This window comes from Faecalimonas sp. LCP19S3_D12, assembly GCF_052121495.1.
Taxonomy (GTDB): Bacteria; Bacillota; Clostridia; order Lachnospirales; family Lachnospiraceae; genus Faecalimonas.
This window is the reverse complement of the sequence record NZ_JBQKED010000037.1, coordinates 1-15,477: the sequence shown is the minus strand read 5'-3', so window position 1 is coordinate 15,477 and position 15,477 is coordinate 1. Positions and strand designations below refer to the sequence as shown.

The 15,477-nt window shown below is 38.2% G+C and carries 16 protein-coding genes, 3 tRNA genes and 1 riboswitch; of the genes, 2 read left to right on the top strand and 17 right to left on the bottom strand.

The features are described from left to right. Positions 1-28: 28 nt before the first annotated feature. Complete coding sequence (locus ACTQXY_RS11490) at positions 29-904, top strand: LysR substrate-binding domain-containing protein (protein ID WP_441659563.1); 876 nt, start codon at positions 29-31, stop codon at positions 902-904. Between the two features lie 6 nt (positions 905-910). On the opposite strand, the gene rlmB is transcribed toward ACTQXY_RS11490, so the two are convergent. The 15 genes from rlmB to ACTQXY_RS11415 all read right to left on the bottom strand — a co-directional run bounded on the left by rlmB (position 911) and on the right by ACTQXY_RS11415 (position 14,451). Then, positions 911-1,684, bottom strand: coding sequence for a 23S rRNA (guanosine(2251)-2'-O)-methyltransferase RlmB (rlmB, locus tag ACTQXY_RS11485; protein WP_441659562.1), 774 nt, complete (start codon positions 1,682-1,684; stop codon positions 911-913). A 5-nt stretch (positions 1,685-1,689) separates the two neighbouring features. Then, on the bottom strand, positions 1,690-2,340 hold the full coding sequence (locus ACTQXY_RS11480) for an NAD-binding protein (protein ID WP_441659561.1): 651 nt from the start codon (positions 2,338-2,340) through the stop codon (positions 1,690-1,692). A gap of 9 nt (positions 2,341-2,349) precedes the next feature. Next, positions 2,350-3,729, bottom strand: a complete 1,380-nt coding sequence (locus ACTQXY_RS11475; protein ID WP_441659560.1) for a potassium transporter TrkG — start codon at positions 3,727-3,729, stop codon at positions 2,350-2,352. Between the two features lie 16 nt (positions 3,730-3,745). Next, positions 3,746-4,435 carry a response regulator transcription factor gene (locus ACTQXY_RS11470; RefSeq protein ID WP_441659559.1) on the bottom strand — a complete coding sequence of 230 codons (690 nt, stop codon included), beginning with the start codon at positions 4,433-4,435 and terminating at the stop codon, positions 3,746-3,748. After that, positions 4,428-5,918, bottom strand: coding sequence for an ATP-binding protein (locus tag ACTQXY_RS11465; RefSeq protein WP_441659558.1), 1,491 nt, complete (start codon positions 5,916-5,918; stop codon positions 4,428-4,430). Before ACTQXY_RS11465 ends, ACTQXY_RS11470 begins: the two co-directional genes overlap by 8 nt. Before the next feature lie 171 nt (positions 5,919-6,089). After that, a complete protein-coding gene (gene metK / locus ACTQXY_RS11460) occupies positions 6,090-7,277 on the bottom strand; it encodes a methionine adenosyltransferase (protein WP_441659557.1) in 1,188 nt (395 codons plus the stop codon). A 114-nt stretch (positions 7,278-7,391) separates the two neighbouring features. Further along, a riboswitch (SAM riboswitch) is annotated at positions 7,392-7,488 on the bottom strand. Between the two features lie 69 nt (positions 7,489-7,557). Further along, on the bottom strand, positions 7,558-7,797 hold the full coding sequence (locus tag ACTQXY_RS11455; protein WP_441659556.1) for a polya polymerase: 240 nt from the start codon (positions 7,795-7,797) through the stop codon (positions 7,558-7,560). Positions 7,798-7,807: 10 nt separating this feature from the next. Beyond that, a complete protein-coding gene (locus ACTQXY_RS11450; protein WP_441659555.1) occupies positions 7,808-8,515 on the bottom strand; it encodes an FCD domain-containing protein in 708 nt (235 codons plus the stop codon). Positions 8,516-8,545: 30 nt separating this feature from the next. Further along, entirely contained in the window at positions 8,546-9,151 is a 606-nt protein-coding gene (locus ACTQXY_RS11445; protein WP_441659554.1) for a class II aldolase/adducin family protein, read from the bottom strand. 21 nt (positions 9,152-9,172) lie between these two features. Continuing rightward, positions 9,173-10,423 carry a Tm-1-like ATP-binding domain-containing protein gene (locus ACTQXY_RS11440; RefSeq protein ID WP_441659553.1) on the bottom strand — a complete coding sequence of 417 codons (1,251 nt, stop codon included), beginning with the start codon at positions 10,421-10,423 and terminating at the stop codon, positions 9,173-9,175. 73 nt (positions 10,424-10,496) lie between these two features. Continuing rightward, complete coding sequence (locus ACTQXY_RS11435; protein ID WP_441659552.1) at positions 10,497-11,501, bottom strand: MBL fold metallo-hydrolase; 1,005 nt, start codon at positions 11,499-11,501, stop codon at positions 10,497-10,499. A 44-nt stretch (positions 11,502-11,545) separates the two neighbouring features. Further along, a complete protein-coding gene (locus ACTQXY_RS11430; RefSeq protein WP_441659551.1) occupies positions 11,546-12,562 on the bottom strand; it encodes a 2-keto-3-deoxygluconate permease in 1,017 nt (338 codons plus the stop codon). Positions 12,563-12,669: 107 nt separating this feature from the next. Then, complete coding sequence (locus ACTQXY_RS11425) at positions 12,670-13,131, bottom strand: RpiB/LacA/LacB family sugar-phosphate isomerase (protein WP_441659550.1); 462 nt, start codon at positions 13,129-13,131, stop codon at positions 12,670-12,672. 217 nt (positions 13,132-13,348) lie between these two features. Beyond that, positions 13,349-13,419, bottom strand: a tRNA-Cys gene (locus ACTQXY_RS11420). A gap of 195 nt (positions 13,420-13,614) precedes the next feature. After that, positions 13,615-14,451, bottom strand: coding sequence for a DUF2238 domain-containing protein (locus ACTQXY_RS11415; protein ID WP_441659549.1), 837 nt, complete (start codon positions 14,449-14,451; stop codon positions 13,615-13,617). A 169-nt stretch (positions 14,452-14,620) separates the two neighbouring features. On the opposite strand from ACTQXY_RS11415, the gene ACTQXY_RS11410 reads away from it, so the two are divergent. Continuing rightward, positions 14,621-15,163 (top strand): biotin transporter BioY, encoded by a 543-nt coding sequence (locus ACTQXY_RS11410; protein ID WP_441659548.1) that lies wholly within the window; start codon positions 14,621-14,623, stop codon positions 15,161-15,163. A gap of 95 nt (positions 15,164-15,258) precedes the next feature. Here ACTQXY_RS11410 and ACTQXY_RS11405 read toward each other — a convergent pair. Both ACTQXY_RS11405 and ACTQXY_RS11400 read right to left on the bottom strand, forming a co-directional pair. Further along, positions 15,259-15,329 (bottom strand) — tRNA-Cys (locus ACTQXY_RS11405). Positions 15,330-15,370: 41 nt separating this feature from the next. Further along, positions 15,371-15,442 (bottom strand) — tRNA-Glu (locus tag ACTQXY_RS11400). Positions 15,443-15,477 lie beyond the last annotated feature (35 nt).

Here is a 15,477-nt window from a genome sequence, read left to right as displayed (position 1 = left end):
TAATTTTTCTAATAGATAAGGAGATTACATGAATAAGTATGAGATTATTTTAAGTGTATGTGAAACACACAGCATATCCAAAACAGCTTCAAAATTAAATTACACTCAATCTGCAATCAGTCAAGCAATCAAAGGCTTTGAAAAAGAATTAGGTATAACTTTATTCAGACGTTCTAAACTTGGTATGGATTTGATGCCAAATACAGAGGCAATCATTGAATCAATTAAAATAATTTGTAAGGAAGAGCGTAAAATGACACAGCTTGCCGCAAATATTGCAAATTTAGACAGCGGGAATATTCGAATTGGCACAATACAAAGTATTTCCTACCACTGGCTACCTGATATTTTAAAACAATTTTCAGAGGACTATCCAAATATCTGCTTCGAACTCACAGTAGACGGATTTAGCACTTTGAAGGAAAAGATTCTGTCAAATCAGCTGGATTGTATTTTTGTATCGCAATACTCTGTCCCAAACCTGCCATTTATTCCTTTAGATAAAGATGAACTGATGCTTGTCACGCCTATTGGTCATCCTTTGTCAGAACAAATCAGCGTATCGCTGTCCGATATTAACGGAGAAAGCTTTTTGCTATCTTCAGATGGACTTGACTATGAAACAGGGCAGATATTCAAATTAAACAATATTCATCCTAAAATTCAATATTGCCTGAATGATGATTTTGCTGTTTTAAAAATGGTTGAGCAGGGATTTGGAATCACAATTCTTCCAAAATTATTATTACATAATGCTCCCTTTCGCGTTTGTATCCGTTCTTTTACAGAACACTACTCTCGTATCTTAGGGATTGCTTATAACAAAACCCCTTCATGTGCGCTGGCAACCTTAAAATTTTTAGACTATGTGCAAAATTGGAATCGCAGTCATTCTTCTCAGTAAAAAGGTTTATCGCCTTTGGCGATAAACCTCAAACATCAATATTGATGCGGCAATTGCCGCATTGAGCGATTCTACTTTTCCCTGCATCGGAATCTGAACCCAGACATCCGCTTTTTCTGCCACTTCGTCTCTCAGTCCATTTCCCTCATTTCCAATGAGAATTGCTGTCCCTGACTGATAATTCTCCTTGTCATAAGTATTTTTTCCCTTAAGATGCGCCGCATAAGTTGTTACCTTTTTCTTTTGAAATTTATCCAAAAGCGCTAATAGATTATCCACATACACAAACGGCACACGATAAATCGATCCCATTGTAGAGCGAATTGTCTTCGGATTATAAATATCCACACAGTCACTGCTCATAAAAACGGCCGTCACTCCGGCTCCTTCCGCTGTCCTGACAATCGTCCCTAAATTTCCTGGATCCTGTAGGTTATCCAGCACGATAAAGTGCGGATTTTCCTTAGAAATCAGATCCTCTATCTCGTATTTTAGCTGCTTTACAACACATAATATCCCCTGCGGTGTCTTTGTGTCAGACACATGTTGAAATACCTTGTCCGCTAACACTTCCACTGGGAATCTCTCCAAATGTAATTCTTCTTTCTTCTTATTATAAAGTGATTCAGAAACATATACTTTTTTTACTTGGTCTTGCGGCACTTCCATGAACATCCGAAGTCCTTCTACAATAAATACCTGTTCCTCATTTCTCACCTTACTTTTCTTTTGTAACTGCAATAAATTTTTTACTTGCGGATTGCTTGTACTTGTAATCATATTCCCTATTCCTTTTTCAACTTTTGTAATGCTTCATTCGAACCGATCAATATCACAATTAAATTTTTATGAAATGGCCGCTGCGGATTAATTGTAACATCTACAACACCATTTTCAATAGTTCCTACTACATTAATTCCGTATTTTTCACGAATTTGAAGGTCAACAAGCCTTTTCCCAACCCATTCATCCGGAATTTCTGTTTCCACAAGACTGTAATCCGGCGACAGCTCTATCCAGTCAGCAAAATTACCTGACACCATCGTTCTTGCAATACGGCGTCCCATCTCCTTTTCCGGATGGACGACAGCATCTGCTCCCACTTTTTTTAATACGGTCGCATGAAGACTGCTCTGTGCTTTTGCAAGTACATATGGTATTCCAATCTCCTTTGCCATGATCGTAGCCATAATACTTGTTCCAAAGTTTTCAGAGATTGCAATCACTGCGCCATCCAAATTTCTTGCTCCCAGTGATTTTATCACTTCCGGATCCTCAATATTGGCGCACATTGCATATGATACCTTGTCTGCGATTTCCTGAATTTTTTCCATGGAATTGTCCACCACAATCACTTCACATCCCAGATTTTCCAATCCGAGCGCAAGATGCTTCCCAAAATTTCCCAAACCAAATACTGCATATTGTTTTCTCATATTTTGCTCCTATCCAACCATGATTCTCTTTTCCGGTAATTCTCTTGTGAACTCTTTCGGGTTTTTCTTTCCCCCAAATACCAATGCAATTGTAATCGGACCGATACGTCCCACATACATTAAACCCATCACCACAAGTTTACTTCCAAATCCAAGACTTGGTGTAAGATTTGCCGAAAGCCCCACTGTACCGATTGCTGATACTGCCTCATATAACAGATCCAAGAAATCCGTTCGCGGTTCAAATATCGTAAGCATTGTCACTCCTGCCGTCAGAAACAAAAGTGCAAGCATTACTACCGCAAAGCCAGTTCTAAAATTCTCCACCGGAATTCTTCTGCCAAAACACTCTGTATCACGTCTCCCATAGACAACCGTCATACATGTCAAAATGAGCATTGCCGCAGTCGTAGTCTTGATACCGCCGGCTGTTCCTGCCGGAGAGCCTCCAATGAACATTAAAATACACGACAAGAACTTACTTCCTGCCGTCAATCCATCCTGACTTACCGTTGCAAATCCCGCTGTCCTCGTGGATACCGAATGAAATGCCGATGCCATGATCTTTTCTCCGAATGTTAGATTCCCTATCGTCTTTGCATTATTATATTCCAGTGCAAACACAAACACGGTTCCTGTTATAATCAGCAAAACCGTCATCGTTATCGCCAATTTCGAATGAAGAGATAATCTGGTAAAAAATTTACTCCACACAAGTTTTTTCGCTTTTACTTTCTTAAAATTTCCAATCAGGTCATTCCATACTGTAAAACCGATTCCTCCGGCTATAATCAACATCATTGTCGTCAGATTGATAACCGGATTACGAACATACTGCGTAAAGCTTCCATCTCCTAAAATATCAATTCCTGCATTACAAAACGCCGAGACAGAATGAAATATTGCATACGCAATCCCCTTCAGCGCCCCAAATTCAGGTACAAACACAACTGCAAAAAGAAGCGCACCGATTCCTTCTACTAAAAAAGTACCTTTGATAATCTTTAGTACAAACGCCACAATTCCGGACAGTGTATTCAGATTATAGCTCTCCTGAATAATCACCCGCTCCCGCACTGTGATTTTTCTTTTTAAGATAATAAAAAAACCAGTCACACACGCGATTACACCCAATCCACCGATTTGAATCAAAATCAAAAGAATGACTTTTCCAAATACCGTAAACTGTACCGCTGGCACAACTGTTACAAGTCCGGTTACACAGACTGCGCTTGTTGCCGTAAAAAGCGCATCTATAAAGCGAATCGGCTGTGTATTAGAAATTGGCAATGTTAATAAAATCCCGCCAAGGAAAATGGTCCCGATAAATCCCATTGCCAATAACTGCATCGTGCTGAACCTGATTTTTTTAAGCGATGAATATTCCATAGCGTTCCCTTCTTAATTATACTTTAAATCGATATCCAACGCCCCATATAGTCTCGATATACTGTGGTTTCGACGTATCAAATTCTATCTTTTCACGGATCTTTTTAATGTGAACCGTAACTGTTGCAATGTCTCCAATCGATTCCATGTCCCATATCTCGCTGAATAATTCATCTTTTGTATATACATGATTTGGGTGTGAAGCCAAAAATGTAAGCAGATCAAATTCTTTTGTCGTAAAAGGCTTCTCCTCACCATTCACCCACACACGTCTCGCCGTCGTATCAATCTTCAGTCCACGAATGTCGATCACCTTATTTTCTTCTACTGCGCTTCCAACTAGTCGATCGTAACGTGCCATATGTGCCTTCACACGAGCAACCAGCTCACTTGGGCTAAACGGCTTTGTAATATAATCATCTGCTCCAAGTCCAAGTCCTCTGATTTTGTCAATGTCATCTTTTTTTGCTGAAACCATAATAATCGGCGTATTTTTTTCATCTCGAACCTGTCTGCAGATCTCAAATCCATCTACTCCTGGAAGCATCAAATCCAAAATAAACAGATCATAATCATTTTCCAATGCTTTTTTTAAACCTGTCTCTCCATCATTTGCAACCTCAACTTCAAAACCACTCAACTCTAAATAATCTTTTTCTAAGTCAGCAATTGCCTCCTCATCTTCTACAATCAATATTTTACTCATTTACTGGTACCTCCTGATATTTTCTAATAACAAAGTACATTACGGTTCCGGTGCCTTCCTTACTCGTAGCCCAGATTTTTCCGTCATGCTCTTCCACAATTTTTTTCACAATCGAAAGACCGATTCCACTTCCTCCCTTAGAAGAATTTCTCGATGCATCTGTCCGATAAAACCGATCAAAAATATGCGGCAGCTCTTTTGCCCCAATTCCTTTTCCGCTATCTTCCAACTCAATCTGAACAAAATCTCCCACATCTTTCACGCGTAGATTGATCTTTCCATGTTCTTTATCCATATATTTTTCTGAATTGGATACAATATTATTAATGACACGTTTTAACTGCTCCACATCCGCAATGATCTTTACATCACTTTCCACGTAATTAAAATAGCCAAACTCAATCCCCCTTGCCTCCAGTTCCATAGCCAGATCTTCTGCACAATCGTCAAAATATTCGTTTACAAGAACTGTGCTGAAATTGTAAGGTATACGGTTAGAGTCGATCTTTGAGTACAGCGTCAGCTCATTGATCAAAAGATCCATCTCATTTGCCTTGTTATAAATCGTTTTAATATAGCGCTCCATCTTTTCCGGCGTATCTGCCACACCGTCCATGATTCCTTCTACATAACCTTTAATCGCTGTAATCGGAGTCTTTAAATCATGGGAAATATTGCTGATAAGTTCCTTACTTTTTCTGTCATACTCTACTTTTTCTTCCGCCGTATCTTTCAGACGTTTTCTCATCTCCTCAAAATCACGGCAAAGCTGTCCAATCTCGTCATCCGCCTCAATCTCCAACTCAAAGTCCAAATTGCCATCCTTGATATTTTGCGTGGCAATCTTCATTCTCCCAAGCGGTGTCACAATTCCACGATAAATCCAAAGAATCAAAAGCAATGCTGTGAACATCAGGATAAATACAACTGCAATCACCATATCTGTTATAAATTGCTTCACTTCAGGCATAGAATCACTCACATCCGTCACGATAAAAGCACTTCCCTGTGCCCCATCCTGATACTCAAAATCAATCTGCTTTACAAGAACCTGAAGGTCACCTCCAAGATAGACCCCGCTCTCCGAAGATGAATCATAGTCTCCATATGCCGGAAGCTCTTCTAAAAGCTCCGTCTCTGCCTCTGCTCCTATATAGACCACTTTGTCATCGCGCCTTACAACCAGATAAGAATTTTTCTTTGTCAGTTCTTCATTGATTTTTTCCAAATATGTGATATCCGTCAATGTCTCCGGCGTTGTCCTTGCCGTTTTCACTAACTTGTGAAATGTTGCTGACGTGACTTTATTTAACATATTAACCGGATTCGAAAAACTCTTATATGTCGTTCCTGTAATATTATAATTCTTCTCAATCATCGATATCTGATACTGACTGAAACCGGTAATGACAGCAACAGACAATCCCATCGGCAATACTATAATGATTAAAAATGCTATCACCAATCTTGTTTTTAACTTCAATAAACACACATCCTTTTCTACAATTAGTAGTATTATACCATGTGACAAAATGTAATACACCAAAGAGCAGGTAAATATTTATAAATTTTTTGTAAATTTATACATAAAAATCAGATGCATACTCATTTTTAAGAATTTGCATCTGATTTTTTCTTATTTTTTGAAATCTTTCTACAAGTAAGCTTTCAAAGTCTCTACTTTATCTAATTTTTCCCAAGGTAAATCTAAATCATGACGTCCAAAATGCCCGTAAGCTGCTGTCTGCTTGTAAATCGGACGGCGAAGATCTAGCATCTTGATAATACCAGCCGGTCTTAAATCAAAGTTCTCTCTTACGATATCTACTAATTTGTCTTCAGAAAGTTTTCCTGTTCCAAATGTATCAATCATAATTGATGTCGGCTGAGCCACACCGATTGCGTATGACAGCTGAATTTCACACTTGTCTGCCAAACCTGCTGCAACAATATTCTTTGCCACATAACGTGCCGCATATGCCGCAGAACGATCCACTTTTGTGCAGTCTTTTCCAGAGAATGCTCCGCCACCATGACGAGCCATTCCGCCGTATGTGTCAACAATAATCTTACGTCCTGTGACACCGCTGTCTCCGTTTGGTCCACCGATTACAAAACGCCCTGTTGGATTGATAAAGAATTTTGTATTCTCATCTACCATCTCTGCAGGTAAAATCTCATCAAAAATATATTTTTTCACGTCTGTGTGAATCTGCTCCTGTGTCACCTCCGGATCATGCTGTGTCGATAACACAACTGCATCCAGTCTGGCAGGAACACCATTTTCATCATATTCCACTGTTACCTGTGTCTTTCCGTCCGGGCGAAGATAGGAAAGTGTTCCGTCTTTACGCACTTTTGTAAGTCTCAGTGCAAGCTTGTGTGCCAATGCGATCGGATATGGCATAAATTCCTCTGTCTCATTGGATGCATATCCAAACATCATTCCCTGATCTCCGGCACCGATTGCCTCAATTTCTTCATCTGACATCTTATTTTCTTTTGCTTCCAAAGCCTTGTCTACACCAAGTGCAATATCAGCCGACTGCTCGTCAATTGCAGTTACCACACCACATGTATGTGCATCAAACCCGTATTTTGCTCTGTTGTATCCAATCTCATCGATTGTCTCTCTTACTAATTTTTGAATATCTACATATGCATTTGTTGTGATCTCTCCCATAACCAACACAAGACCTGTTGTAATTGCTGTCTCACAAGCTACACGACTCATCGGATCCTGCTCTAACAGTGCGTCTAAGACTGCATCTGAAATCTGGTCACAAATCTTATCCGGATGTCCTTCTGTTACTGATTCTGATGTAAATAATAATCTTTCCATTCGTTCTTTCCTTTCTTTATTTCTTTCTCTCTTTAAGGATTGTCCTACATCTTTCCTAATTAAGTAAAAACAGCCCGACAAAATCGGACTGTTTTATATTCTCATAAACCAATCCTCTTATTGTTCGATTACTCGCTCAGGTTGGCACCTTCCGTTCCCGGGGTTGCCGTGGCTTCATAGATCCTTTTACCTCCACCACTCTGAATAAGAGAAAGTTCGCATTATTTAATTTGTTCCATTGACTATAGTATCATTTCTGACTATATCCGTCAAGACTATTTTATTTTTCATATTCCATAAAGTACTTATAAAGTTTCTGCAAATCTGCCTCTTCACTTGCAACAATCTCTAAATGCAATTCTTCACTTCTAGAAAAAATCTGTGATACAGACAAATATTGGCAAAGTTTTGACTTAAGATTCAAGCGATCCCCTTCACCAGTCAAAAGCTCTACACGTCCAACGCAGCTATCAACCACTTTAAAAAATTCTTGAGCATTTGTTATTTTGTCAACTTTCATATCTTCTCCCTTATACCATATAAAAATCGCTCTTCTGAGCTATTCCTTCAATTCGGTCTTCCAAACTATCATATAACCTTTTTTGAAGCAATTCCTTATCCTTCTCTTTCAAAGCATCTATGTAACTTTGATGTTCTTCAATCATTTTGGACACTCCATCCATATTCTTAAGAACGTCACGACCATATATCAATTTGAAAAATGATAATGTATTCCAAAGAGACTCTATTACCGAACAAACTCGCTCCATTCCACTTATAGAATAAATGGCAAAATGAAATTCACGATTCTGAAGATATAGTTTCTTAGCATTCAACTCTGGCTCGCTTACAATCCGAATATATTCTTCATGAATTTTCTCTAACTCATGAATCTTTGCTTCAGTAATTTTCTCACAGGCTTTGCCAGCTGCAAGAGGTTCTAAAAGTTGTCTCATCTGATAAATCTCTAAAATATCCTCCTGAGTCAAAGATACCAAACGCATCCCAACATAAGGAACCGACTCTGCAAGTCCCATCTTCTCCAAACTTTTTAAAGCCTCTCTAATAGGCATTCTGCTTACTCCCAATTGCCTAGCAAGTTCTTCTGTATTAAGTTTCTCTCCCATTGTCAATTTGCCATCCATAATCCAATCCATTAATTTATTCAATACTTGTATTGGAAGAGGATCTCTCTGCACTATAATCGAATCATTTTCATTCATCACTCGGTTACTCATCTTTGACATTACTCTTCTACTTTCCTATATTTACAGACCGACCGTCCCCAATAATTTCTCTAATACGGCGACCTGAGCTGTCTCTTCTACAAGTTCTGCTGTATGCTCTGCTGAAATCGCATCATTCCCCATCGCAACCACTCCATGATCTGCTAATAGAAACGCTGAAATATCTGGTGACTTCTGAAACATCTCTTCCACCATCGGAATATCCTCAGGGCGAACCATTGCAGCATGTACATCCAACGTTGGATATCCTGCTGGACTCTTAAGCTTTGTATGCCAGGTTACAAGAGGTAAATCCTGCTTTGTAGAGGACCAACTGATTGCATAAGGTGAATGAACATGTACCACTGCATTCACATCATCTCGCATTTTATAGATGTATCCATGTAGTAACGCTTCTCTGGTCGGTTTTCCATTTCCTTTAATCAATTTTCCATCAAAATCTGTAATCAAAAATCCTTCCAGCGTACAATCCCCAAGCGAACCTCCACTTGCCTTTACCAGCATTGTCTCTGTTCCTGGAATCCTTGCACTTACGTTCCCACCACTACCAGTCTGTATTCCTCTATTATAAGCTCTTTTACTCGCAATAACAAGCTTTTCTGCAATTTCCAATACCTTTGTTTCCATCTTTGTTTCCCCTTTTCTTGCTTAATATAAAAAATCTTGCGGCAGCTTTCCTCTTATCTTCATCTCATCTATAATGTAGTGTGCTGCTTTAATACCAAATTCCTTAGTATCCAAATTATGTGGAATTACAATTACTTCAATATTATCATTTACATTGTCAATAATCGTTTTGATTAAAACATTATCACTCTCTGGTGAATACAATTCTTGTCCCACTAATGTATTATGACGCATTCCCTTCGTTGGAATCAAAAGTTTTACTGGATATGTGACCTTGCTCAGTCTCTCCGCTAAAATTTTTCCCAACGCTTCAGCTTCTTCAGGTAAAATTTTGATATGTGCTGTATTGGCATTGTGTAGCATATATTTTCTTTCATCCATTCTATCTGGAAGTTCATTTGTACCAAAATCAACAAAGTCTAAACCTCCAAGGCTGATTACCAACGGGATTTTTTGATCTACCGATTTCACAAGCCGAATACATGCTTTAGGTCCATATGAAAATCCGCCACCAAAATACTCACTTGTCAACTCATGTAATGTCAAATCTAAAATCCCGTCTATCAGACCGTTCGATGCCATTTCTTCCATAGTCGCTCCACCAACTCCTGTTGCATGGAACCCAATCACTTCTATTCCCAATCGTTCTAATTCTTCTACCGCAGCAACTGCTCCATTGTTCGTTACCCCCATAAGCGTAACTGCTACAACCGGTCTATCTCCCTTTTCTAAGACTTTCCCTGCATACTTTACCATTCCCACGCAACATGCACACGCATTTGAAATTACTTGTCGTGTAACAATATTAAGTCCTGTAAAATCACAAATTGCAGGCATAACCGTGATATCTTTATCCCCTACGACTAAATCAAACTTTCTAGTCCCACTTGCAACAGTTGTTGCTATCACCTTAGGAAATCCAATTGGTAACTTTTGCATAGCATTTGCTGCCATAACGGTATTTTGTAAACCTCCTACCGAAATAACTCCGTCAATTTTTCTTTCCTGATACAGTTTTTCAACATATGCTGCAACTGCATCCTTCATAAAATCGATCTTTTCTCCTTTTGTTTTTTCTTCCATTTCTTTCCAACTAGTTCCATATGCCTCCGCTATCTCCTCCCTTGAAATATCATAATTATAAGAAGGCTGTGGTCCCGTAGCTGTATTAATCACAATAGTATTCAAATCTTCATTTCTTATAAAGTCACTGATAAATTTTGCCTCTTTAAATTTTGTATCACAACTTTCGATAATTGCTATTGTTTTCATCTTTATCACCATTTCTCCTCTATATAGATATTGTGAAGATTTCTAAAATAGAAAATCTTCACAATTCAACTCACTAGCTCTGACTAAAATATTTTGTTTCTGCCTTCTTCGCAGCTTTTTTTGCATCTTTATCAATAATTGCAGTTTTATATTGATCAAATACAAAATCACTTTCTTTCAAACCAATTACCGGAAGTTTCTTAGCATGAGCGTTTTCATACTTTTCCACTGCGGCAGATAAAATTACATCATGTGCAAGTAACAAATGTTTATGAGGATCCACCCCTGCTTCTTTACATCTGCGAAGAGTATCACGCAATGTCTGCCATGCTGCCACAATATCAACATAACGACCTGGAGGGCAGATATCATAATGAAGTTCATCTTGCATTTCCTTTGGTGCATCAATATTCCCCATTACAAATACTGAGTCACCCACACAGAAATATGGACCTTCTTCCGTTTCAACAACTACTGTCATATGACCTGGACAATGTCCAAACGATTCATATACACTTACTCCTGGAACAATTTCTGTTTCACCTTTTACTGTCTCAAAACGTTCATAAACTCCTGGCTGGTCGTACGGTGCGATAAATTCATTTCCACATGTTACATCACCATCTTTTGCAATAATCGGTCTGCAATATGATTTATAATGTAAAGGAATTGGATTGTGTGCATAATTCCACTCTACCTCGTTACAAATAAAACGAGCTTTTGTAAATTTTTCAAGATAGAACACATGATCCCAATGAAGATGTGTAAATAAAACAATATCTACGTCCGATGGCTTGTAACCTACCTGAGCTAGACGAGATTCAATATCGTCAATTCCAACTCTCTGTAAAGATGGTCCATGATGATACTTATCTGCATGTTCCGTCCATGACATTCCTGTATCGACAAGTACAAGCTGATCGCCTCCTTCAATCAAAAATGTAAAATCCGGTAATTGATCTGAGTCGTTCGTAATTCCCATTTTCTCTACATATTTTTTACATGAGAAATGATACCAGTACTCCAATGGACGTGTTGGAATATAACCTGAATTAAGTGGTCTGATTGTTAATGACATAATAAATTCCCCGCTTTCTGTGATTAAATAAAATTATAATATTTCTAACAATTATTTTCTGCTTTCGCAAGTTCTCGTTCACGAACTGCTTCCTCTGAATAAACTCCCATTTTTTTCTTTCTCATACGCTTATCTAAAAATGCTGTTATCATAGGCGCCGTAAAAGCAGTTATAATTGCTGCTACCGCACACTGAGCTGTTGCAGTACTTGCATATGGTTGCCAAGCTGGATCCATCTCCGCAACTGATGCTGGTACACTTGTTGCATTTGCCGCCGTTGTTCCAATTGCTGCTCCCATAGCATTTCGTCTGTTTTTTGGGAGACACAATTGAAAAAGAAAGTAAAATACAAATGCTGACATTGCAGATAGTATTGCAAGCAAAATTCCTGCAAATCCACCTTCTGCCAAACTGGCAAGACTCATTCCTGCTCCAATTGGAATCATCATGAAAAATGTAATGATTGGAAGTGATTTCTCTGCCAATTCCCGGAATGTCTCATCTAGATTTCCCCACACAATACCTATAATTAATGGAATCAATGTTGCAATAAATGCTTCAACTGGAATTGATGCCATACCTGCTGTTCCCATTGCAATCATCGTAAAAAATGGTCCGTCATTTAATGACAAAATGGAAATAGCTCCCGCATCACTCTCATCTCCATATTGTTGTGCAAGTCCCAAATACAATCCGCCTGCTGAATTTGTGATTGCCGCTATGATTGCCATTGGTGTAACGCCCAACAAACCCGCGTTTCCACATAGTTTTGCAACAATTAATCCTAACGAAACACCTAATATAAATTTCATAAGTGTTAATACAAATCCTTTGTAAAGCGGAAGTCCGATCTTCTTTACATTGATTGATGCTCCGTTCAGCATGAGAAACATCCCCAGTAAGCAACTTGTCCCAGTTTTAAACATACCTGTTGTAAATCCGCCAATTTCTAATACACTTGGTATGAATGTATTAGCAAGAACACCTACAAGCATAGGTACAATAATCAAACCACCGGGAATCTTTTGCATTAATCTGAAAAAACTTTTCTTTTCCTTCATTCTTTCTCCTCCTTTTCGGATATTGGATATTGGATACGATTTATTTGTTTTTATAATACTTCAAGAACTATATTTTGTCAATTCGATAATTTTCATAGTTTTTTTCACTAATTTTTATGCATTTTTCCACTACTCTTCATGTCATATGCCACAAATGCATCCACTTTAGGTTGTGAAGAACATCCAGGGACAAAGTTATGCGTTAAAAAAACATCTACCATCTCTTCTCTTACTTTGCTCCCTGTTGTAAATGCTCCCATGCAAATAATATTTGCATCGTTGCTCAAACAGGCTCTCTTTGCCGAATAAACATCTGATACTAGGGCTGCATATGCTCCTTGTACTTTATTAGCAGCTATAGACACCCCTATTCCCGTGCCACAAATTAAAATTCCTTTATCATACTCTCCTTTTGCAACACTTTCTGCAACCTGTATGGCAGTATTCGCATAAATAGGATCTGGACTTCCAAAATCAACGACCTCTCCATAACCTCCCTTTTCAATATGTTTAATCAATTCAGTTTTAGCACTTTCAGCATTTGGATCACTTCCGATTGCTATTCTCATAGTATATACCTCCTTTTTTATTTTGAATATTGGATATTGGATACGATTTATTTGATAATATCACCATAATTAGATTGTGTCAATGGATTTTAATACAAGAACTCTAATAAAATGAATGCAAGATGTGTTATATTAGTAATATTACTGTGCAACGTTACATAAAACAAAAAAATACCGCAACCCTCTTATTTTCAAGGATTGCGATACTTTGAAATCAAGGCGCCAACCAGATTTGAACTGGTGATAGAGGTGTTGCAGACCTTTGCCTTACCACTTGGCTATGGCGCCATATGTTTTCTTTCTAATATATTGTATTCTAACAACAAAAAAATTATAACAAAATATTGATTCTCAGTCAATATTTTTTCAAAAAGACACAGTGAAAGGTTACTCCCAATTCACTGTATCTTTAAAACAGGCTTCAAAACTAATTCCCCCACTGAAGTGCGTCAAATTCAGTGTCATAAAAATAGCCAATATTAACTATTTCTCCTCTGATTCTTCCAGGATTTTCAAAAAATCTGCTTCTTCCTGCTTTGGTTTCGGAATAAATCTGTTTGCAATTTTCCCCTTTCCGCGTTTTTTCACATAAAGAAAACCAATAATCGAAAATACAACCGCTCCGATAAAATTCACAAATAGATCTTTCATTGTATCCAAAAGCCCAATATCCAAATAACCACCAAGTCCAAGCTCTTTTCCATTTACTATCACGCTGTTAATATCGCCAATATGAATCACTTGATTGCCGCCCGTTGGATCAAGCATCACTGTATTGATACTGTTTACAATCGTATCCTTCTGTGTGTCCATCCCGAAAAATAAATCCATACCGCACTCAAAAAATTCCCACATCACACCAATTGTCATTGAAAAACAAAATGCTACCACTGCCATGTAAAGCGGTGACAAATTGAACTTTGCCCTCTCATCCCGATTGAGAATATCCACTAACGAAAAACCAATTGCAGCTGCTAGAAATCCATTCAAAGTATGAAGCATCGTATCCCAGTTGGGAACCCGCGTATAATATGCACCGATCTCCCCCAAAATTTCTGCCGAAAATATAAACAGTAAAATAATAATCTCTAATGTCGTCGGAAGTTCAATCTTTAACTCTACTTGGAGAAAGCTCGGAACAATCAACAGCAATAAAGTCAATACACAGTAAAATACATCTTCGTAATTCCTGTTTAAAATCTGTAGAATCATCACCAGGATTACCAATGCTCGAAGTACCATATACACCACAAAAGAACTTTTATGTTCTTTTATTTCCATCTTTAATGCTTTCCAGCGAATTCTCAACTTTTGTCTCATCTTTCGTCCTCTTTCTTTCATTTTACCTACTTATCTTACCTCTTTCTCTACAATTCTTCAACCTTTTAATTGTTAACTAGTATTTGTATATAGTTGACAATTCATCTTGCATAACGTATACTTAATTAAAAATGTATTTATTTACAACAATCTTATGGAGGAAATTTATATGCAAAAAACCAACTTTAAAACACTGGATCTATGTATGATTGGTGTAGTTACTGCCGTCATCGTTATTATGGCACAAATATCCATTCCAATGCCTCTCGGTGTTCCAATGACCATGCAAACCTTTGCCATCACACTAGCCGGAATTATACTCGGCTCTAAAAAAGGAGCAGTAGCTTCTCTCATCTATGTGCTGCTTGGAGCAGTCGGTGTTCCCGTATTCGCGAACTTTAGCGGTGGATATCAACTTTTGGTCGGTCCAACTGGTGGTTTTATCATCTCATTTCCAATTATGGCATTCATTATCGGACTTGGCGTTGAGTACAAAAATCGTTTTAAAGGCTGTTTTACTTTTTGCCTGATTCTGGGAACATGCATTAATTATCTTTTTGGTGTTGTTATGTTCTGTATCATCATGCACAGTACCGTTTGGGTTGCACTCACAGCTTGTGTGCTTCCATTTATTCCTACAGCTATTTTAAAAGCCCTCTTGGCAAGTATACTTGGATTAAATCTAAGAAAGAGAGTCCCGGGATTATCCTAGGGCTCTCCTTTATTATGCGAGTATTTTTCATTACATAGAACATAACTCTACGCAATAAAAAATATCGAAAGCTTTAAACTTTCGATATACTTTAAAGGCGCCAACCAGATTTGAACTGGTGATAGAGGTGTTGCAGACCTTTGCCTTACCACTTGGCTATGGCGCCATATCTAATTGTAACCACAAAAACATATCCTGTGGCTTAAGTGACTCCTACGGGAATCGAACCCGTGTTACCGCCGTGAAAGGGCGATGTCTTAACCGCTTGACCAAGGAGCCAAAAACTCCCCCTGTTGGACTCGAACCAACGACAA